Here is a 20,177-nt window from a genome sequence, read left to right as displayed (position 1 = left end):
CGCGTCATCTGCGGCGCCTTCCAGGGAAACTCCATGGCTTCTCATACGTTCGTGCGCCACGCTTGGAATCCCGTCACCGCGACCCGACGCGAACCGTCGACACGATGAACGAAAGAGTCCCATGCAGAAGCGCACCAAGATCATCACCGCCTCGATCGTCGCCGGAGCCCTCGTGCTCGGCGCCACCGCCGCGATCGCCGGCCCCATCGTCTACCGCGACCTGATCGCGGCGAAGCCCGACACGGCCCCCACGGTCACGGCGGCGCCCGAGGCGAGCACGAGCGACCCCGCCGAGTCGGGCGACCTCAGCGGCAGCTGGACCGTCGCCGACGGCTCCTTCGCGGGCTACCGCGTCGACGAGGTGCTGAACGGCACTGACGTCACCGTGACGGGCCGCACCGAGCAGGTCACGGGTGAGCTGACGGTCGCGGGCCTCACGCTCGAATCGGCCTCCTTCGAAGTCGACGTCGCCTCGATCGCGACCGATTCGGCGAACCGTGACGACTACTTCCGCACCGAGGCGCTGCGCACCGACGAGTTCCCGACCGCGAGCTTCGTGCTCACCGAGCCGATCACGGTGGATGCCGCACCGACGGTCGGCGAGGTGCGGACCGTCCAGGCGACGGGCGAGCTCACGCTCGCAGGCGTCACCAAGGCGGTCACGGTCGAGCTGCAGGCGGTGCTGAACGGTGCGACCGGTCAGGTCGCCGGCAGTATCCCGATCACCTTCGCGGACTTCGGCGTCGAGGCGCCGAACCTCGGCTTCGTCTCGGTCGAGCCGAACGGCTCGGTCGAGTTCTCGCTGGAACTCAGTCGCGCCTGATCCGCACCGGATCGGCGAGCACGGTCGTGCTGCCGCCGTCCTGGCTTCCGCTCTCGCGGCGGAACTCGTGGTCGGCGGCGCGGCCGCAGCGGCAGCGCACGCGGATGCGTTCGCCGGTCTCGGGAACGGTGAAGATCTCCGCGTGCTCGATGGGGGCGGCACCGGGGAGGGCGGGGGAACGGGTCATGCCTTGAGAGACGGCGGATGCCGGGGCGGATGACGCGGATCCCTCAACTGTGTAGGGGTTTCACAGCTCCGGGGGCGGTGGGCGCGTCGGGGGCGGAAACGGACGGTTCGGGCGGCGCCATGTCGCCAGCCTAACGAGCGATGCGCCGCGCGAGCAGCGATCGACCGGAGCGGGGCCTCGGGCGCGTACGGTGGCTCCATGCGAATCGGTGCCATCGACGTCCACCCCCTCATCGACGGCGTCGGGCGCGAGTTCGCCGGCGAGATCATCTCCCGGTTCTCGGACCCCGACGCCTGGCGCGCGCATCCGGAGGCGTTCGGCCACGACGGGCGCTGGGAGTTCCCCGTCGGCGGCTTCCTCGTTCGGGCAGGTGCGCGCGTGATCGTGGTCGACGCGGGAGTCGGGCCCATGGACGACGGCGACTACGCCGGGGGCGGCCTCATCGACCGGCTGGCCGACCACGGCGTCTCGCCGCGGTCCGTCACCGACGTCGTCTTCACCCACCTGCACTTCGACCACATCGGCTGGGCCTCGGTCGATGGCATCCCCACCTTCCCGGGCGCCGTGCACCGCGTGCACCGCGCGGACTGGGCGCATTTCGTCGAGGGGCCGGGGGCGCGCGCCGACGTGCTCGAGAAGCTGCGGCCCATCGAGCCGCTGCTGGAACGCTTCGACGCCGACGTCGAGCTCGTCGACGGGGTCGCACTGCGCTGGATGCCGGGGCACACCCCCGGCTCGACGGTGGTCGAGCTCTCCTCCGAGGGCTCGCGCGCGCTGCTGCTCGGCGATGTCGTGCACTCGCCCGTGCAGCTCGCCGAACGCGACTGGACCGTGGTCTGGGACCGGGACCCGCTGGCGGCGTCGAGCGCCCGGAATCGGCTCGCCGACGAGGCCGCCGCGCGGGGCGACCTCGTCGTCGCGGCCCACCTCCCGGGGCAGCGGTTCGGCCGCATCGTCGTCGAGGACGGCGCGCGCCGCTTCGTGCCCCTGGAGCCGGAGCCGCCGCGCGCTCAGCCCTCGCCGGGCCGCCCGTAGCTCTCGCCGAACACGCGTGCGCGGCGGGCGCGACCGGGGAACACGTTGAGGTAGATCGCCTCGGCGAGATTCGTCTCCCGGCTCGCGATCGCCTCGAACAGGAAGCGCTGCCCGCGAAGCGCCTCCCCGGTGATCGGCAGCCGAGCGACGGCGAGCCGCATCCGGGTCTCGACCATCCGGTCGACTTGGAGCAGCGCGCGGTTCTCGGCCATGACGTAGATGTGCCGGCGGAAGGCGAACATGCGGTCGAGCAGTTCCGCGCGCTCCGCGGCACCCATCGGGCGCTCGGCCAGCCGCTCGACGGTGCGCAGCTCCGCCTCGAGCCGGGTGATCTCCTCCCTCGTGCGCCGCTCGGCGGCGAGCCGCGTCGCGAGCACGTCGAGCGTCACGCAGACGTCGAAGAGGTCCTCGGTCTCCTCCCGCGAGAGGTCGCGCACCTTCGCGGAGACCCGGGACGTCGGCACCGTGATGAGGCCCTCGCCGGCGAGGGCGTCGAGGGCATGCCTGACGGGGATGCGACCGACGCCGTGCCGCTCGGAGAGGATGCGCTCGGAGACCGTGTCGCCCGGCCGCAGCTCACCGGCGAGGATCGCCGCACGGACGTCGGCGGTGACGCGCCCGGCGCCGGCCGGCTCTTCGTCCTCCGACGGGCCGTCCTCCGGGCGCACCCGTCGCGGCGAGGTCGCGGAGTCGTCGTCGAGCTGCGCCAGCACGTGCTCCCGCCTGACCGAGCGGATGTACTCGTTGAACTCGACCATCGCACGCTCGGCGGCGGACGGGTCGCGTCGTTCGAGCGCGTCGGCGACGCTGCGGACGTGCGCCATGGGCTCGACGGCCGCCGGCTCGCCGAGCGTGAACATGCGGAGCGTGCGGCCGAGGGTGCCGTCGTGGATGGCGAGGAGCGGCGCGTTCCTGGTGGCGCGGTACACGTCGGAGCGGAAGCGGACGCCGGCCGCGATGAGCTGCTCGACGTCGTGGGCGTCGACCGCGCGCTGCGCGGCGTCGACGTGGTCGGCGAAGCGGAGCTGATCCGCCTCGGTGCGGCGGATCGCGGCCTGACGGACCGCGAGGCGGTCGAGCGCCGAGTGCACCTCGGAGAGGTCCGCGGCCTCCGAGACGGACATCGCGCGGACGGTCGTGCCGTGGCGGGCGCGATGGTCGACGAGACCGTCGAGTTCGAGACGGCGCAGCGCGATGCGCACCGGCAGTCGACTCACCTCGAACTCCTCGGCCACCGCGCGCTCGACGATGCGCGTACCGGGCGGCCGGATGCCAGCGATGATGTCGTCCCGCAGGCCGGTGAAGACCCGGTCCACCGCCGTATCGCCCGTCGATTCGATGCGCACACGGCAACCGTACACGCGCGGCCGCGCCTCACGCATCCATCGAGCTGGGCCGGGGATACCACAACGGCGTCCGGTCGGGGGAACCGGACGCCGTTGCGGTCAGCCACGCCCCACCGCCGGATCGACGACGACGAAGCGCGAGTCGTGGGGCCTAGCCGACGCCCTCGAGCGCGTCGGTCTCGGTGTTGCCGATCCGGGCGATGACCTCGGGGCGGCGCTTGGCGAGGTGCAGGTACCAGGCGATCGCGGCGATCATCGTGATGAGGAAGAGGTAGGGGATGACGTTCAGCGGCCACGCCGGCACCGGCCACACGTTCGCGAAGAACACGTAGGCCATGGCGGCGACCGACACGATCGCGCAGAACCACACGAGGCCGTTGCGCATCTTCTCGCGCTGCGTGTAGGCCACGCAGGCGATCGCGACGAGCGCGTAGGCGACCATGTAGCCGTAGGTGCCGTAGGTGTCGACCCACACGACGATGTCCATCGGGTTCACGCCGATCGCGAGCAGGATCAGGTCGAGCACGATCGCGGCGGGGCCGGCGATGAGCAGCACGCGGTGCGGCGTGAGGTGACGGTCGTGGGTGCGGCCGAAGCGCTCGGCGACCACGCCCTCCTTGCCCATGACGTAGATGATGCGGCCGACGACGTTCAGCGGGGCGACCACGACGGCGAAGAACGAGGCGCCGACGCCGAAGGTCAGGATCGGGGCGAACCACGCCGGCATGCCGATCTGCGTGGCGATCGCCTCGAGCGGGCTCGCGACGGTGCCGAGGTCCTCGCCGAGCACCGCGATCTGCGTGTAGGCGGCGAAGACGTAGAGGATGCCGACGGTGACCGCGCTCCACATGATGGCGCGGGGGATCGCGGTGTACGGGTTGCGCGCCTCGCGCCCGAGCGCGTCGGCCGAGGAGAAGCCCACGAAGCCCAGGATGCCGAGCACCATGCCCGCCGCGACGCCCTGGAACGGCACGCCCTCGAAGGAGAACTGCGCCGGGTCCCACGCGGCCGGGCCGGCCCAGACGAGGGCGAGCACGAGCAGGATCAGGATGATCGTGACCGAGACGAGCTCGAGCACGAGCGAGACGCGCGCCGAGAGGCGGATGCCGCGGATCGTGAACAGCGTCGCGAGGCCGCCGAGCACGACCGCGAGCGCCATCGACCAGCCCAGGCCCTCGGCGGGCACGCCGATGAGCAGCAGGAACTGGTTCATGTAGGAGACGGCGCCGCCGAGCGAGCCGGCCGCGATGCCCCAGCAGCCGACGAGGAGGGCGATGCCGGCGAGGTACGCGCCGAACGGCCCGAGGCCCTTCGACACGTAGGTGTACAGCGAGCCGGCCGAGGCATGCCGCTTGGCGAACACGGCGACGCAGTAGCCCACGGCGAGGATGACGAGGGTGGCCAGCACGAAGGAGAGCATCGTGCCGTTGCCCGCCCCGAGGTAGATGCCGGCGGCGGTGAACGCGATGACGGCGCTCGGGGCGATGTTGGCGATGGCCTGGGCGGCGAGCTCGGGCCCGCTCATGACGCCGCGGCGGAGGCCGGCGTCGACGGGGGCCTGCGCGGGGGCGCCGGCCTGGGTGGGGGCGGTCATGGCAACTCTCCTATGAGTCGGGTTGGGGGAAACGGAGGAAGAGCGGTGCGTCAGGGGATGAGAAGGGTGCGCAGCGCTTCGCCCGACTCGAGGTCGTCGAACGCTGCGGCGGCCTCGACGAGCGGGCGGCGGGCCGAGATGAGCGGGTCGAGCTTCAGCTGGCCGTCCATGTAGCGGTCGACGAGCGCGGGGATGTCGATCGAGGGGCGCACCGAGCCGTAGTTCGAGCCGAGGATGCGCTGGTCGGCCTCCGCGAGCACGAGCGGCTCGAAGCTGGCCTTCGCGCCGGTCGGCGGCAGGCCGACGATGACGGCGGCGCCGCCGAGGCCGAGCATGCGGATGGCCTGCTCGGTCGTGACGGTGCGCCCGATCGCGTCGAAGGCGTAGTCGACGCCGTCGGGGATGAGCTCGAACAGCTGCTCCACGGCGTCGCCCTTCGAGGCGTCGATGCGGTCGGTGGCGCCGAACTGCAGCGCCAGCTGGGTCTTCTCGGGCAGCACGTCGATCGCGACGATCCGCTCGGCGCCGGCGAGCTTCGCGCCCTGCACGACGTTCAGACCGACGCCGCCGCAGCCGATGACGACGACGGTCGAGCCGGGCTCGACGGCCGCGGTGTTGAGCACGGCGCCGACGCCGGTGGCGACGGCGCAGCCGACGACGGCGATGACGTCGAGGGGGGCGTCGTCGCGCACCTTCACCGCACCGGATGCGGGGACGATGACCTCTTCGGCGAAGGAGGAGACGCCGAGGTAGTGGTGCAGCTCCTCGTTGCCGCTGCTCAGGCGCGAGGTGCCGTCGAAGAGTACGCCCTTCGGCGCGACGACGGTGGCGACCTTCTGGCAGCGTGCCTCGTGGCCCGAGCGGCAGTAGCGGCACTCGCCGCACGGCGGCACCCAGCTGAGCACGACGTGGTCGCCGACGGCGAGCGAGGTGACGCCCTCGCCGAGCTCGACGACGACGCCCGAGCCCTCATGGCCCATCACGAGCGGGGCCGGGGCATCCCATTCCCCTCGCTTCACGTGCAGGTCGGAGTGGCAGACTCCGGCCGCGGCGATCTTCACGCGGACTTCGCCGGCCTTCGGGGCGGCGAGGGCGACCTCGGCGACCTCGATCGGCGCCTCCGGCTCGCGGAAGACGATGGCTTTCATGATGCTCCCTTGGATCTGTTGCTGGGCATGCCGATGCTAGGCAAGGAGTCGAGGGTCCGTCATTGCGAAGAAGTGTGAACCGAGGCCCATTCGATCGACATTCCGTACAATCGAGGGATGGCCCGCCGACTCGACTCCGTCGCGGCGACGCTCGGCGGCGAACTCGTCGAGGGGCGCGTCGGCCCCTCGACCCCCGTCGACGCCGCCCTGCCGCTCGCCGACTTCGCAGTGGTCGGGCATCCGGCCTTCGCGACGCTCGTCGTGGGGACCGCGGCCGAACTCCGCGCAGCGCTCCGCGCGGGCGACGCGCGCTCGGCCGCGCTCGCCGGAGCCGTGCTCGTCGCCCCCGCCGCGACGACCGCGCTGCGCGCCGCGCTCGCCGAGACGGGGGCGACCGCCGTCTTCGGCCGCGGCCAGCCGCCCGAGCTGCTGCTCGCCGCGCTCGTCGCCCAGCTCGCCGACGACCGCGCCGCCGAGGACCGGCTCGTCACCACCGGCACCAAGGTGCTCACGCAGGTCGCCCGTCGTGGCGGGGCCCGCGCGGTGGTCGCCGAGCTCGCGCACCGGATCGACGGCTGGGCGGTGTTGCTCGACGTGCACGGCCAAGTCATCACCACGGCGGGCGCGGGCGGGCTGCACGTGCAGGACGCCGTGGCCGTCGCGTTCCACCGACCGGTCCGGGTGCGCCATCCGGGCCTGCAGGTGCACGCCGTCGGCCCCGGCGAGGACCTCACCGCCTACCTCGTCGTCTCCACGCGGGAGGCCTCGACGAGCCGCACCCGCGACCTCGCCTCGCAGGCCGCCGCGCTCCTCGACCTGCTGCTGCGCACCCACGATCACGGCGGCACCGAACGGCTGGGCCGCTCGGTCATGGTGGACACGCTGCTCGCGGGCGGCGCCGAGGCATCCGAGCTCCTGCATCGCTGGGGCGTGCGCGACCGCAGCCTCACCGCCTTCGCACTGACCAGCCGCTCGAAGGGGGTCGATCTCGAGCGACTGGTCACCCGCTGGCTCGACGAGCTCGGTGCGGTGCACGTCGTGACCGAGTCGCACGAGCGGGTCATCGGTTTCCTGCGCGACGGCCAGGTCGACGGCTTCGCCCGCCGGGTCGAGGAGTTCCTGCTCGACGGCCGGGTCGTGCTGCGGCTCGGGCTCGGCTCCTCCGCGCCGGTGGATGCCCTCGCCCGCAGCGCCGGCGAGGCGCGGCAGGCGCACGAGGCGGCCGTCGCCGACGCCAGGGCGGTGGTGCGGTACCGCGCGCTGCCGACCGTCGCCTACGTGCTCGACCGGCTCGACGAGGATGCCTCGGCGCGCATCGGCGATCTGCTCGAGCCGCTCGCGGGCGGCGACGGCGAACTGTTGCGCACCCTGCGCGTCTACCTCGCCGAGCACGGCGCGCTCGGCGTGACCGCGGCCGCCCTCGGCGTCCACCGGCAGACGCTCGCCTCGCGCCTGCACCGTATCGAGGAGCTCACCGGGCTCTCGCTCGCGAGCCCCGACGATCGCACGGCGGCCTGGCTCGCCATCCGCGCGCTCGAGCGCTGAGCCGCGTCGGGAGCGGCGCGCTCAGAACCCGACGGTGAAGACGACGTGCTGGCCCTCGCGGCGCGCCGCCTCGAAGAACGGGCGGAGTCCCGCGAGCATCGCGAGCGCGTACTCCTGCTCGTCGGGGCCGAACTCGGGGTTGCGCAGCTCCTCGGGCATCTCGGCGTAGGCGGCCGCGAACGCCGCGTCGTCGAGGCCGGCGAGGTAGTCGGCGACTTCGGCGGCCTCAGCCGGGTCGAGGTGCGTGACCCAGGACTCGTCGTCGTCCTCCTGCAGCGAGCGTGCGCCGCCGATGACGCCGCGCGCCGGCCACTCGTCCGACTCGCCGGCCGGGGCGAGTGCGCACGCGATCGGGTCCCAGGCCTTGTCGGTCTCGCACGCCCGGGCCCAGACCTCCTCGTCGGCCTCGAGCTCGGCGAGCACCGCGCCGAGCCGCTCGTCGTCGCCGGCGGCCTCGCGCACCCGCGCGGCCTCGGCATCGTTCAGACGGAAGTGCACTCCGAGCTCCATGGCCCGAGTCTGGCAGGTGGGGGCTCGTGGTGCCTCGCCGGTCACCCGGGACGGCTAGCATGCGCGCATGGGGAGGGCTGGGCGAAGGGCTGCAGGCGGGGCCGCGGTGGACGGACTGCTGGTCGAGACCGAGCTCGGCGCGGTGCACGGTGTGCGCCGCGGCGGGGTGCGCAGCTGGCGGGGCATCCCCTTCGCCGCATCGACCGCCGGTGCCGGGCGATTCCGCGCGCCGCGCGCGGCCGAGGGCTGGGACGGCGTGCGCGCCGCGCACGAGTTCGGGCCCGTCGCGCCGCAGCTGCGGCGGGGCCAGTTCATCGGGGCTGCGCCGCACCTGCCGCGCAGCGAGGATTGCCTGAGTCTGAACGTGCTCTCGCCCGAGGGCGCCGGGCCGACGGCCGGGCTGCCGGTCATGGTGTTCCTGCACGGCGGCGCCTACAGCGTCGGCTCCTCGGGCGAGTATCCGCGCCAGGGCGAGCTCTTCGCCGCGCGGCACGGCGTGGTCTACGTCAGCTGCAACTACCGCCTGGGCGCCCTGGGTTGGCTCGATCTGCGCGCCTACTCGACGCCGGAGCATCCGATCGAGGCGAACCTCGGGCTCCGCGACCAGCTCGCCGCGCTCGAGTGGGTGCAGCGGAACATCCGCGCGTTCGGCGGCGACCCCTCGCGGGTGACGCTCTTCGGCGAGTCCGCCGGGGCGAATTCCGTGACGACGCTCATGACGGTGCCCGCCGCCGAGGGGCTCTTCGCGCGGGCCATCGCGCAGTCCTCCCCGGCCAACGCGGTGTATCCGGCCGAGGTCGCGCAGCGCTGGGCGGCCGAGTACGTGCGCCTCCTCAGCCGCCTGGTGGACGACGACGACCTCGACAGCGAGGCGCCGGAGGACGCGGCCAGGATGCTCCGCACCGCCGACCCGACCGTGCTCGCCCGCGCCACGACGGAACTCGCCGTGCGCACGCCCGACGAGAACCCGGGCACGATCAGCCTGGCCCCCGTCATCGATGGGGAGCTGCTGCCCTGGCGGCCGCTCGACGCCTTCAAGGAGGGGCGGGCTCACCGGGTGCCGCTCGTGATCGGCACGAACGACCGGGAGGGCTCGCTGTTCGAGGGCCGCATCGACATCCTGCCGACGACGAAGCCGCGCATCCGGGCGATCTTCGCGAACACCAAGAAGAAGGCGCGCAAGCAGATCAAGCGGCAGTACCCGGGCCTGCCCGATCGTCGGCCGGCCGCGGACTTCGCCGGGGACTTCACGTTCTGGTTCCCGAGCGTGAAGCTCGCCGAACGGCACGCGCGCTTCGCACCGACGTGGAGCTACCGCTTCGACGCGGCCCCGCGGATGGCCCGGCTGCTCGGCCTCGACGCGACGCACGGCCTCGAGCTGTTCGCGCTGTTCGAGAAGTTCGACACCCCCGTCGGCGTCGGGCTCACGGTGCTCGGCGACCGCGGCATGTTCGTGGCGGTCGGCCGGCGGATGCAGGCGCGCTGGGCGGCGTTCGCCGCAAGCGGCCGTCCCGAGCTGGCGCGCTCCCCGCTCGGGCGAGGGGAGGCGGCGCCGGGCGACGACGGATGGCTCGACTGGCCGCAGTACGCCGAGCCGGAGCGGCTGACCCTGATCCTCGATCGACGCGACCGGGTGGAGGCCGATCCCCGCGGTGAGCGGCGGGTCGCGTGGCAGCGCTTCGTCCCCCATGTGTGAGCCGCTAGCCTGCCTGCATGACCTCGCAGGAGCGCGACGAGCCCGACGACGGCACCGGGCCGACGACCACCTCCGCCGAGCGGCTGAAGGCCTTCACCGACGCGGTCGTCGCGATCGCGATGACGCTGCTGATCCTGCCGCTCATGGAGAGCGTCACCGACGCCGGCGCGGAGGGCGGCGGCGTCGCGTCCTGGTTCGGTGAGCACGCCGAACAGCTGATGAGCTTCGCGCTGAGCTTCGTGCTCATCGCCACATTCTGGCTCGCCAACCACCGGGTGTTCGCCCGCGTCGAGCGCACGAGCCCGGTGCTGCTCTGGCTCACGATCGGCTGGATGTTCACGATCGTGTGGCTGCCGGTGCCGACCGCGATGCTCGGCTCGATGCAGACCGACGCCGCGCAGAAACTCGTCTACATCGGCAGTCTCGTGCTGACGAGCGGCATGTCGCTCGCCATCCGCTGGTACCTGCTGCGGCACCCCGCCTTGCACTCGGTCGCCGAGGTGCGGTTGCGCCGCGGCATCCTCGCCGACGTGATCACGACGGGGCTCTTCCTCGTCGCGCTGGCCCTATCGATCCTCGTGCCGGCGATCGGCTACTGGGCGCTGCTGCTGCTCGTGCTGGTGTCGCCCGTGCACACGCTGCTCTGGCGTGCGGTCGGCCGGGGCGGCCGGCGCAGCTCGACGTAGCCGCCGGCTGCATCCTCACGCGCTCCGGCCTCCTCGATCCGGACGAAGCCGTGCCGCGCGTACAGCCGTTCGGCGGGGTCGCCCGCCCACACCGAGAGCGTGATCGCGCGCCCCGCGGCATCCGCCTCGGCCGTGAGCGAGCCGAGCGCCGCGCTCGCGACGCCGCGGCCGCGGGCCTCCGCGCGGACGGCGAGGTCGACGAGCCGGAGCTCCTCGCCGCTGCGGTCCACGAGGAGGTAGCCGAGCGCGTCGTCGGCGTCGCCCCGACCGGTCGGCAGCAGCTCCGCGGTGGCCGCAGGGCGTGAGGCGCGCATCGCCTCGAACTTCGCCCGCAGCTGCGCACCGACGAGCGGCGCGGCGAGCTCCGCAGGCAGGCCGGCCAGGCGCTCGCGCAGCACCTCGCTCGCGATCTGCTGCACGAGCGGATGCCGCGGGTCGTGTTCGACCGTCATCGGCGCGTCAGGGGCGCGGCGGCCACTCGCCGACGAGCGAGATGACGAAGTACATGCCGAGCACGGGCGGCAGGTTGTTGTGGGGCTGGCCGCCGCCGGCCATCGCCAGGGCGTCGCCGCGCATCGGCGCGTCCGTGACGTTCGCGTACGCCTTCCGGCCGACCCGGCCGTAGCGGGGCTGGGCCCAGACGCCGTCCGTCGCGGAGCCGGTCGTGCCGCCCGCGTCGACCGCCCCGGGCACGTGGGTGTGGCGCGGCATCTCGGTCGACAGCAGGGTCACGGTCGCGCTGCCGACGTCGATCCCGAGCGAGCGGGGCGTGAGCCCCGGGCCGTCGCCCTGCCCCATCGCGAGGTGGCCGTTCAGATTGGGCAGGGCGAAGGTGGACTTGCCGTCGCCGCCGTACGTCGTGCCGAGCACGGAGTACAGGGCGGAGTTCTGCACGATGGGCATGAGCTGCCCGCTGCAGGGCGCCCAGTTGTACGGTGCGTAGCTGAAGGCGACGGTGCGGATCTCGCCGATGTAGGGGTCTGCCATGATGCTCCGTTCGGACCGTCCGCGCGTTCAGTTGCGCGAGGGGAAGATCCCCTGGGTGGCGATGATGTAGTTGACGACGAGGAACGGCGACCGGTTCTCATGCCGCTGATTGCCGCCGACCGACGGGATCGCGCCGGGCCGCAGCTGGGTCGTCGGCGAGCCGGTGCCGTACGCCGCCTGCTCCGTCTGCGCCCAGACCGCGCCTGCCGGGGAGGTGCCGGCGGCGGCGCTGTTCGTCGCGAGCACCTGGTGCGTGTGCATCGGCATCTCGTTCTGCGTGAGGGCGTGGCTCTCCTCGCCGAGGACGGCGCCCCACTGGACGTTCTGGCTGACCCCGATCGGGCTGCGGCCGCGAAGGTCCGGCACGGCGAACGTGGTCCGCCCGTCGCCGCCGTACGTGGTTCCGAGCAGCGCGTACAGGGCCTGGTTGGTCTGGATCGCGAGGAACTGGCCGTGGCACAGGAGCCAGCCTCTCGGGGCCCAGTCGAAGGCGATGCGGCGGATCTCGCCGACGAATGGATCTGCCATGGTGCGCTGCTCCTCAGGGCCGGCTCGGGTAGATGCCGCTGGTGGCGATGATGTACGTCACCGCGAGCGACGGCGGCATGTTGTCGTGCGGGTGCGAGCCACCGACCTCCTGGACCGCCTGCGGCTTCATCGTCGTCGAGGGGTTCGCGGCCTGGTACGCGCCAGTGGTCTGCGAGGACCAGATCGCATCCCCGGGGGTCGTGCGGTCGGGGGCTGCCGTGGCGCGGGCCGTGTGCGTGTGGGCGGGGAGCTGGTTCGTGGTCAGCGTCACCTGCTCGACGCCGCCCGGCGCGCCCAGCACATACGTGCCGCCGCCGGGCAGGGTGCCCTGGTGCACCGGCACCCGGCCGCGCAGATCGGGCAGGGCGAACGTCGTGACGCCGTTGCCGCCGTAGAAGGTGCCGATGAGGGTGTAGAGGGCTTCGTTCTCGCTGATCGAGAGCAGCTGTCCAGCGCAGAGCTCCCAGCCGACCGGCGCGTAGGAGCCGGCGAAGACGCGGATCTCGCCGAGGAACGGTTCGGCCATCAGGCGGACCTCCGATCGACGACGCCCTCGAGCGTCGGCGCGCCGCCGCCGACGCGGGTGAGGTACAGGATCGCGTCGGGCTCGCCGGGCGCGGTCAGCCGGTAGATGCCGTCGCGCGCCGAGTCATCCGTCGTGAACCGCACGGCGAAGCGGTGCTCCGCGTCGCCGTCGCCGGGGAGGTCGCCGACGAAGGCGAGCTCGAGCCGATGGGCGGACCACTGCGACGCGCCGTCGTAGCCGGTGCCCTCGCGGCCGAGGAACTGCGAGCGGACGGGCATCGCCGGGTCGAGGCCGCTGCTCGCGGCCGAGGGGGGCGCGGCGGCCGCCGTGCGCGCCGCCTGCTGCGCCTGCGCCGGCGCAGCCGTGCCGACCGCCGCGGCACCGAGCGCAGCTGCGCCGGCGCCGAGAGCGGTGCGGCGTGAGAGTCCTGACGTCACGTCGCTCCTGAGATCCCGAGACCCCCCGAACTGGGCGGCGGGCCCACACTATCTCTCCGATCGAATCAGCCGATAGCATTCCGACGTACCCAGTTGGGGTGCAACGCGCCCTCGAGACGGCGCATCGGGAAAGGGCTTCGTTTGCGGGCTGGACACGTCCGGAGTGCCGCAGCGGCACTCTCCATCGCAGCACTGCTCGCGGGCGGGGTGCTCGTCTCGCCCCCGGCGTACGCCGCCGACGCGATCACCGTCACGACCACCGCCGACGGCGACGCGAACAACGCCTGCGGGGACGACACGGTCACGACGACGGCGGACCCGGTGACGCTCCGCAACGCGTTCTGCGTGGCGAACAACCTCGGCGGCGCGCAGCAGATCTCGGTGCCCGCCGGCGACTACCGGCTCGGCGCGGCCGGCGCACTCGAGCTCGGCACGGCACCCGGCGCCGACATCACGGTCACCGGCCCGGCCTCGGGCGAGGCCGCGATCATCGGAAACGGCACGACGCAGCTGCTGAGCGTCGACCCCAACGTCGGCGGCGGCGTCGCCGTGACGCTCGAGCGACTCACCTTCCAAGGCGGGCGCGACGCGCAGATCGGCGGCGGCGCGATCATCGCGGGCTCCGCCGACGCGGCCGCCCGCGACGAGCTCGTCATCCGCGACGCCGTCTTCCGCGACAACCGCTCGACGGCCGGCTCCTTCGCCCCGGGCGGCGCGGTGCAGGTCATGGGCGGCAGCCTCGCCATCGAGGACTCCCTCTTCGACCAGAACTGGGCCGGACTCGGCGCGGGCGGCGCCGTCTTCTACCAGGCGCTCGGCGACCCGAGCGACCAGGCGCTCACGATCACCGGCTCGACCTTCACCGGCAACTCCGTCGTCGCGGCCGCCGGCCTGGACAACGGCGGCGGCGCCGTCGCCTACGACGCGGCCGGGGCCGCCGTCGCGATCAGCGGCTCCGTGTTCAGCGGCAACCAGGTGACGACGGGCGACCAGTCGCCGGCCCTCGGCGGGGCGGTGCGTCAGCTCTCCGGCCCGGCCACGATCACGGCGAACACCTTCACCGGCAACGCGGTCGCGGGCACGGCGGGCTTCGGCGCTGCGGTCGCGTTCGCGGACGGGCCGGCGACCGCCCAGTACAACCGCATCGCCGGCAACACGGGCGGCGCGGCCGCGTTCCGGGCGGATGCCTCGAGCACCGTCGGCGCCACCCTGAACTGGTGGGGCTGCAACGCCGGTCCGTCGACCGCGCCGTGCGATCTCGCGGAGCTGCCGGGCGGCACGGTCGCGCCGTTCCTGACGCTCGCGGCGAGCGCCGCGGCCTCGACCGTCGACTCGGGAAGCTCGACCGCGCTCACCGCCTCGTTCGGCCGGGACTCCGCGGGCCTGCCGGTGGCCCCGGCCAAGCTCACCGCGTTCGACGGGGCGACGGTCGCCTGGGCGGCCTCCGGGCCCAGCGGCTCCAGCGTCTCCCCGGCGTCGGCGGCGCTCAGCGCGGGCACGGCCGGCGCCACGTTCACGGCCGGAGCGACGGGCGGGGCCGGCGGTGCGAGCCTCAGCTTCGACGCCGCGACCATCCCGATCGCCATCTCGGTGCGCGCGGTGCCGAACTTCACGAGCCCGGCGACCCTCGTCGCCCCGATCGGCAACGCCGTCTCCTTCCCCGTCACGGCGACGGGCGCCCCGGCGCCGACGATCAGCCTCGTCTCGGGCGCGCTCCCGACCGGCCTGTCGTTCTCGCCCGGCGCGCCCGGCGCCGCGAACATCTCGGGGACCCCCACCGCAGGCGCCCGGGGCAGCTACCCGATCGTGCTGCGCGCGGACAACGGGGCGACGGTCGAGCAGACGCTCACCATCGCGGTCGGTTCGGCCCCCGACTTCGACGGGCTCAGCGATCTCACCGTGCAGCAAGGCGAGAACGTCGACGTCACGATCCGCACGCGAGGGGACGTCGCCGACACCATCGTCGCCACGGGGTCCCTCCCCGCCGGGCTGACGCTGTCGGACGCCGGCGACGGGACCGCGAAGCTCACGGGGCGGCCGACGGCGACCGGTGTGCAGCCCATCACGCTCCAGGCGACGAACGTCTTCGGCGACCGCGTCGACGTCATGGCGGTCACGGTGACGGCCCCGCCGACCATCACGAGCAGCGCGTTCGCGACCTTCACCTCGAACGGCACGGAGCAGAGCGTGCCGATCACCTTCACGCCGGGCTACCCCGCCGCGACGGGCGTCCCGCAGCTCAGCGGCGCGCCGTCCTGGCTCCGGATCGACACCACGTCGGGCACCCGGCTCGTCGGCACGCCGCCGGCGAACGCGGGCGGCACGCACACCTTCACGCTCTGGCTCGGCAACAGCACCGGGGTGGCGACGCAGTCCTTCACCCTCACCGTCGAGTCCGCCCCCAGCTACCACGGCCCGAGCTTCTACTCGGTGGCGGCCGGGACGAGCATCGACGAGACGCTCGTCTTCTCGGGCGCCCCCGTCCCGACCGTGACGGCGCTCGAGAACTCCGCGCTGCCGACCGGCATCACCTTCACCGACCTCGGCAACGGGCGCGTCCGACTGCACGGCACGGCCGCCCCCGCCGACGCGGGCTTCTACACGGCCCGTATCGACGTCGCCAACAGCGTGGGCGCCCTGCACCAGACGATCCAGCTCGTCGTCGGGCGCGCGCCCGCGATCACGAGCCCCGGCACCGCGACCTTCACGGTCGGCACCCCCGGCGAGCTGCCGATCACCGTCGACGGCGGCTACCCCGCCGCCGGTGCGGTCGTCTTCGACGGCACGGTGCCCACCTGGCTGGGCCTCACCGGCCCGGTCGGCTCGCAGCGGCTCGTCGGCACCCCGCCGGCCGGCGCGGGCGGCACGGTCGAGGTCGGGCTGCTCATCTCGAACGCCTACGGCAGCGACCGGCAGCTCGTCCGCCTCACGGTGAACGAGGCCCCGCTCGTGACGCAGAACCCGGTCGACGCCTCGGTCGTCGCGGGGACCGAGCTCGAGCTCGCTGCCGCGGCGAGCGGCTTCCCGGCGCCCGGCGTGCAGTGGCAGCGCTCGGCCGACGACGGTGCCAGCTGGCAGCCGATCGCCGGCGCGACCGCTGAGACGCTGACGCTCACCGCCGCCCTCGCCGACGACGGCACCCGCTACCGGGCGGTCTTCACGAACGCGGCCGGGCAGGCCACGAGCGCCGAGGCGACGCTCACCGTGGGCGAGGTGCCCGCCTTCGCTGCGCAGTCCGACGTCACGGTGCTGCCCGGCGCGGCCCGCACAATCGAGGTGTCCGCCACGGGCCATCCCGCCCCCGCGATCACCGCGAGCGGGCTGCCCGCGTGGCTCTCGCTCGTCGACCACGGCGACGGCACCGCGACCCTGAGCGGCACCCCCGCGCTCGGCGACGCCGCGACGTCGGCGATCGAGCTCACCGCGACGAACGCCTCCGGCGACGACGTGCTCGAGTTCTCGCTCACCGTGACCGACGAGGTCGCGCTGCCGTCGCAGCTGCCGGCCGCGGTCGACGGCGCGCTCGGCGGCGTGCCCGCCGAGCTCCGTCGCGGCCAGACGCTGACGGTCTCCGGCGAGGGCTTCCTCCCGGGTGCGCCGATCGCGCTCGGCGTCTACTCGACCCTCACGCCGCTCGGCTCGGCCGTCGCCGACGCCTCGGGCGCCTTCTCGGCGGAGGTCACCGTTCCCGAGACGCTCGCCGCCGGCGGGCACGCGCTCGCGGCGAGCGGCGTCGGAGCGGATGGCTCGGCGCGCCTCCTCGCGGCGGAGACCCGCCTCGTGGTGCCCGCGCCGGTGCCCGGCGACGGCGGGAACGGCGGCGAGGGCGGGAGCGGCGGCACGCCGGGCGGCCTCAGCCACACCGGCATCGACACGCTGCTGCCGATGCTGCTGGCGGCGGGAGGCATCCTCGCGGGGCTCGCTCTGCTGGTGCTGCTCGCGGTGCGCCGCCGCCGCAGCGCCTAGCGACGACCGTGCGCGCATGAGGGCGTAGGCTCGCCCTCATGCGTGCCACTCTGATCCACGGCCCCGGTGACATCCGCGTCGAGACCGTGCCCGACCCCGTGCTCTCGACCGGCCGCGACGCGATCGTGCGGGTCGTCGCCGCCTGCGTCTGCGGCTCCGACCTCTGGCCGTACCGCGGTGTGACGCCGACCCGGGAGCCGCGCCGCATCGGCCACGAGTTCGTCGGCGTCGTCGAGGCGGTCGGCGACGAGGTCGAGCGGGTGCGCCCGGGCGACTTCGTGATCGCCCCCTTCTACGTCTGCGACGGCAGCTGCGCGAACTGCCGCAACGGCGTGTCCACCTCGTGCCTGCACGGCGGCTGGTGGGGCTCCGCCGACCGCGACGGCGGCTTCGCCGACGGGGCGCAGGGCGAGCGGGTGCGAGTTCCACTCGCCGACGGCACGCTGGCCGTCGTGCCGGGCCCCGTCGCCGACGAGGAGGTGCCGGGCCTGCTGACCCTCTCGGACGTCATGGGCACCGGCCACCACGCCGCCGTCTCCGCCGGCGTCGGCCCGGGCGACGCGGTCGCCGTCGTCGGCGACGGCGCGGTCGGCCTCTGCGCCGTCATCGCCGCGAAGCGGCTCGGCGCGACGACGATCATCGCGATGAGTCGACACCCCGAGCGGCAGGCGCTCGCCCGGGAGTTCGGCGCCACGCACGTCGTCGCCGAGCGCGGCGAGGCCGGCATCGAGGCGGTCCGCGAGCTCACCGGCGGCATCGGCGCCGACCGCGTGCTCGAATGCGTCGGCACGAAGGAGTCCATGGACCAGGCGATCCGCTCGGCCCGCCCGGGCGGCATGGTCGGCTACGTCGGCGTGCCGAACGGCGGGCCCGAGCTGCCGGTGCGCCGGCTGTTTGAGACGAACGTCGGCGTGAACGGCGGCGTCGCACCGGTGCGCGGCTACATCGAAGAGCTGCTGCCCGACGTGCGCTCCGGCGCCATCCGTCCGGGGCTCGTCTTCGACCTCGAGCTGCCGCTCGAGGAGGCCGCCGAGGCGTACGCCGCGATGGACGAGCGCCGCGCGGTGAAGGTGCTGCTGCGGCCGTAACGCACGGGGCGTGCAGGCCGCGGCACGCGCGCGGGCCGCGCGGCGCGCTTGGTCAGGCGATGCGCGGCAGGCCGTCGTCGTCGCCGAGGCGCCGCTCGCCGGGCACGCGCTGGGGCGTCGCGGGCTCCGACGGCGGCATCGGCCGCGGGCCGCTGCCCTGGCCGGCCCAGCCCGGGGCGTTCGCATCCAGCCAGGCGATGCGGGTGGCATCGAGCGTGCCGTCGCGGTGCGCCCGCCGCTGCGTCTGCAGCCAGGTGCCGAGGCGGCGGGACCGTTCGACGGTCGACCGCTCGTAGGGCAGGCGTCCGCGCTCCGCGACGTAGGCCGCGAGCTCCGCGGCGCGGCGGAGCCAGCTCGCGAGGCGCGGATCGCGCCACTCCGGGATGCGGGCGTCGAGCCACCGCTCGCGCGCCGGGCTCAGGCCGCCGCGGCGGGCCGCCGAGCGCTGGTTGTTCAGCCAGACGCCGAGCTCGAGCTCGAGGGCGGTCGCCCCGGCTCCGCGGGCCGGCAGCCGGCCGTGCTCCGCGCGGAAGGCGAGCAGGCGGGCGGCGGTGTGCTCCCAGGCGTTCAACCGGTGGTCCCGCCAGCCGGGGAGCTGGCGGTCGAGCCAGCGCTCGCGCGACTCGTCGAGCTCGCCGGTTCCGGCGAGGCTGCGCTGCCGCTGCAGCCACCTGGCCAGCGAACGCTCCTCGGGGTCCTCGGCCCGGCTCGCGGGCGCCGCGGCCCCGAGCGCGAGCCGACTGGCGAGCCGGTCGGCCTGCTGCCGCCACTCGCGCTCGTCGTCGAACCAGCCCACGACCGCGGCGTCCAGCGCGGCGCGGCGGGCGGCGCTCAGGCTGCCCGCGCGCGCCGCCGTGCGCTGCTCGGCGAGCCACGCGGCGGCACGGCGCTCGTCGTCGCCGGCGTCGGTCGTGCGCGCCGGGGCTCGGCCCGTCTCGGCGATGAACGCGACGAGCTCGTCGAGACGCCGGCGCCACGCGGCATCCGGCCGCTCGCGCCAGCTCGGCACCGAACGGTCGAGCCGGGCCGCACGGGCCGCGGGAAGCGAACCGGCGGCGGCGAGCCGGCGCTGCCCGGCCAGCCATTCACCGAGTCGGCGCTCGAGGGGGTCGGCGGCGTGCTTCGCAGGCAGGCGATCGTGCGCCGCGACCCATCCGGCGAGTCGCCGCGCGGTGCGGGTCCACCGCGCGGCGGCCGGGTCGAGCCAGCCGGGCACTGCGTCGTCCAGTGCCCGACGACGCTCGTCGTCCAGTCGATCGTCGGCCGCGGCCTCGCGCTGCCGGCGCAGCCAGCCCGCCAGTCGTCGCTCGGACGGCTCCTCCTGGGCCGCCTCGCGCGGGAAGCGGCCGGTCTCGGCGATGAAGCCGGCGACGGCGGCGAGGGTGTCGTCCCAGCCCTCGTCGGCGGGGCGCCGCCAGCTCGGCAGGTTCAGTTCCAGCCAGGCGAGGCGGTCGGGCGCGAGCCGGCCGGATGCCTCGGCCCGCCGCTGCGTGCGCAGCCAGGTCGCGAGGCGTCGTTCGGCGGCGTCGGGCGCGCTCGGCGAGGGGTAGGCGCCCGTCTCCGCGAGGTGCAGCCCGACGGCGACGGCCGTGCCGTGCCAGTCGGTGCCGCGGGGGTCGCGCCAGCCGGGCACGACGGAGTCGAGGTGGCGGAGGCGGCGCTCGGGCAGCGCGCCCGCGCGGAGCAGCTCGCGCTGCCGCTTCAGCCAGCGGGCGGTGGCGCGCTCCGCCTCGGGGGCGTTCGCGGCATCCCGCGGCGGTCGCCCGCTCGTGGCAAGGTGCTCGCGCAGCCGCGAGACGCGCGCCTCCCATTCGGCGTCGCCGTCGTGCAGGGCGACGCCGTGCCGGGCGGCGCCGGGGCGGACGACGCCGTGCGGGGTGGAGATCCCGCGAGTGGGCGGGGCGTCGTGGCGCGGGCGCGCGACGGCGAGGCCAGGACCCGACGCGTACTGCGTCGGCGCCGAGCTGTCGTCGCCCATTCCATACCCCGAATCCGGCGGCGCTGCGCGCACGCCACGGCGACCGCCCCCGCGGTCGCCGAGGCGGCCGGAGACATTCGGAACCCGAATCCGAACG

18 protein-coding genes are annotated in these 20,177 nt (G+C 74.3%); 7 read left to right on the top strand and 11 right to left on the bottom strand.

The window, feature by feature from the left end; genetic code table 11:
• Positions 1 to 121 precede the first annotated feature (121 nt).
• Positions 122 to 823: a YceI family protein gene (locus ACFWE1_RS08095; RefSeq protein WP_376932938.1), complete on the top strand. Its 702-nt coding sequence runs from the start codon at positions 122 to 124 to the stop codon at positions 821 to 823.
• Here the strand turns inward: ACFWE1_RS08095 and ACFWE1_RS08090 are convergent.
• The gene (locus ACFWE1_RS08090) at positions 810 to 1,010 is read right to left on the bottom strand and encodes a hypothetical protein (protein WP_376932937.1); all 201 of its coding nucleotides are present in this window, start codon (positions 1,008 to 1,010) and stop codon (positions 810 to 812) included. The genes ACFWE1_RS08095 and ACFWE1_RS08090 overlap by 14 nt on opposite strands.
• A gap of 198 nt (positions 1,011 to 1,208) precedes the next feature.
• Between ACFWE1_RS08090 and ACFWE1_RS08085 the strand changes: the two genes are divergently transcribed.
• Positions 1,209 to 2,045 (top strand): MBL fold metallo-hydrolase, encoded by an 837-nt coding sequence (locus ACFWE1_RS08085; protein ID WP_376932936.1) that lies wholly within the window; start codon positions 1,209 to 1,211, stop codon positions 2,043 to 2,045.
• Here the strand turns inward: ACFWE1_RS08085 and ACFWE1_RS08080 are convergent.
• The 3 genes from ACFWE1_RS08080 to ACFWE1_RS08070 form a co-directional block, all read right to left on the bottom strand.
• Positions 2,021 to 3,391, bottom strand: a complete 1,371-nt coding sequence (locus ACFWE1_RS08080; protein WP_376932935.1) for a GntR family transcriptional regulator — start codon at positions 3,389 to 3,391, stop codon at positions 2,021 to 2,023. The two genes, ACFWE1_RS08085 and ACFWE1_RS08080, sit on opposite strands and share 25 nt — an antisense overlap.
• A gap of 151 nt (positions 3,392 to 3,542) precedes the next feature.
• Positions 3,543 to 4,916: an APC family permease gene (locus ACFWE1_RS08075; protein ID WP_376933082.1), complete on the bottom strand. Its 1,374-nt coding sequence runs from the start codon at positions 4,914 to 4,916 to the stop codon at positions 3,543 to 3,545.
• 119 nt (positions 4,917 to 5,035) lie between these two features.
• The gene (locus ACFWE1_RS08070) at positions 5,036 to 6,133 is read right to left on the bottom strand and encodes an alcohol dehydrogenase catalytic domain-containing protein (RefSeq protein WP_376932934.1); all 1,098 of its coding nucleotides are present in this window, start codon (positions 6,131 to 6,133) and stop codon (positions 5,036 to 5,038) included.
• A 117-nt stretch (positions 6,134 to 6,250) separates the two neighbouring features.
• Between ACFWE1_RS08070 and ACFWE1_RS08065 the strand changes: the two genes are divergently transcribed.
• Positions 6,251 to 7,678 carry a PucR family transcriptional regulator gene (locus tag ACFWE1_RS08065; RefSeq protein WP_376932933.1) on the top strand — a complete coding sequence of 476 codons (1,428 nt, stop codon included), beginning with the start codon at positions 6,251 to 6,253 and terminating at the stop codon, positions 7,676 to 7,678.
• A 21-nt stretch (positions 7,679 to 7,699) separates the two neighbouring features.
• On the opposite strand, the gene ACFWE1_RS08060 is transcribed toward ACFWE1_RS08065, so the two are convergent.
• Complete coding sequence (locus ACFWE1_RS08060) at positions 7,700 to 8,188, bottom strand: DUF1877 family protein (RefSeq protein WP_376932932.1); 489 nt, start codon at positions 8,186 to 8,188, stop codon at positions 7,700 to 7,702.
• Positions 8,189 to 8,294: 106 nt separating this feature from the next.
• Between ACFWE1_RS08060 and ACFWE1_RS08055 the strand changes: the two genes are divergently transcribed.
• On the top strand, positions 8,295 to 9,884 hold the full coding sequence (locus ACFWE1_RS08055; protein ID WP_376932931.1) for a carboxylesterase/lipase family protein: 1,590 nt from the start codon (positions 8,295 to 8,297) through the stop codon (positions 9,882 to 9,884).
• Positions 9,885 to 9,901: 17 nt separating this feature from the next.
• Positions 9,902 to 10,570, top strand: coding sequence for a TMEM175 family protein (locus ACFWE1_RS08050; RefSeq protein ID WP_376932930.1), 669 nt, complete (start codon positions 9,902 to 9,904; stop codon positions 10,568 to 10,570).
• Here ACFWE1_RS08050 and ACFWE1_RS08045 read toward each other — a convergent pair.
• The 5 genes from ACFWE1_RS08045 to ACFWE1_RS08025 are packed head-to-tail and all read right to left on the bottom strand — an operon-like array spanning position 10,477 to position 13,048.
• Positions 10,477 to 11,022 carry a GNAT family N-acetyltransferase gene (locus tag ACFWE1_RS08045; protein ID WP_376932929.1) on the bottom strand — a complete coding sequence of 182 codons (546 nt, stop codon included), beginning with the start codon at positions 11,020 to 11,022 and terminating at the stop codon, positions 10,477 to 10,479. The two genes, ACFWE1_RS08050 and ACFWE1_RS08045, sit on opposite strands and share 94 nt — an antisense overlap.
• Before the next feature lie 7 nt (positions 11,023 to 11,029).
• The gene (locus tag ACFWE1_RS08040) at positions 11,030 to 11,557 is read right to left on the bottom strand and encodes a phage tail protein (protein ID WP_376932928.1); all 528 of its coding nucleotides are present in this window, start codon (positions 11,555 to 11,557) and stop codon (positions 11,030 to 11,032) included.
• Between the two features lie 27 nt (positions 11,558 to 11,584).
• Positions 11,585 to 12,085 carry a phage tail protein gene (locus ACFWE1_RS08035; protein WP_376932927.1) on the bottom strand — a complete coding sequence of 167 codons (501 nt, stop codon included), beginning with the start codon at positions 12,083 to 12,085 and terminating at the stop codon, positions 11,585 to 11,587.
• 13 nt (positions 12,086 to 12,098) lie between these two features.
• Positions 12,099 to 12,611, bottom strand: coding sequence for a phage tail protein (locus ACFWE1_RS08030; protein ID WP_376932926.1), 513 nt, complete (start codon positions 12,609 to 12,611; stop codon positions 12,099 to 12,101).
• Positions 12,611 to 13,048 carry a hypothetical protein gene (locus tag ACFWE1_RS08025; RefSeq protein WP_376932925.1) on the bottom strand — a complete coding sequence of 146 codons (438 nt, stop codon included), beginning with the start codon at positions 13,046 to 13,048 and terminating at the stop codon, positions 12,611 to 12,613. The genes ACFWE1_RS08030 and ACFWE1_RS08025 overlap by 1 nt, the downstream gene beginning before the upstream one ends.
• Before the next feature lie 141 nt (positions 13,049 to 13,189).
• On the opposite strand from ACFWE1_RS08025, the gene ACFWE1_RS08020 reads away from it, so the two are divergent.
• Together ACFWE1_RS08020 and ACFWE1_RS08015 are read left to right on the top strand one after the other, a co-directional pair.
• A complete protein-coding gene (locus ACFWE1_RS08020; RefSeq protein WP_376932924.1) occupies positions 13,190 to 17,014 on the top strand; it encodes a beta strand repeat-containing protein in 3,825 nt (1,274 codons plus the stop codon).
• Between the two features lie 38 nt (positions 17,015 to 17,052).
• Positions 17,053 to 18,102: a zinc-dependent alcohol dehydrogenase family protein gene (locus ACFWE1_RS08015; RefSeq protein WP_376932923.1), complete on the top strand. Its 1,050-nt coding sequence runs from the start codon at positions 17,053 to 17,055 to the stop codon at positions 18,100 to 18,102.
• Positions 18,103 to 18,154: 52 nt separating this feature from the next.
• On the opposite strand, the gene ACFWE1_RS08010 is transcribed toward ACFWE1_RS08015, so the two are convergent.
• Positions 18,155 to 20,080: a Helicase associated domain protein gene (locus tag ACFWE1_RS08010; protein WP_376932922.1), complete on the bottom strand. Its 1,926-nt coding sequence runs from the start codon at positions 20,078 to 20,080 to the stop codon at positions 18,155 to 18,157.
• Positions 20,081 to 20,177: the final 97 nt, after the last annotated feature.

The organism is Agromyces sp. NPDC060279 (assembly GCF_042726785.1).
Classification (GTDB): domain Bacteria; phylum Actinomycetota; class Actinomycetes; order Actinomycetales; family Microbacteriaceae; genus Agromyces.
Note: the sequence above shows the minus strand (reverse complement) of the source record. Positions and strands in the feature narration are given on the sequence as shown.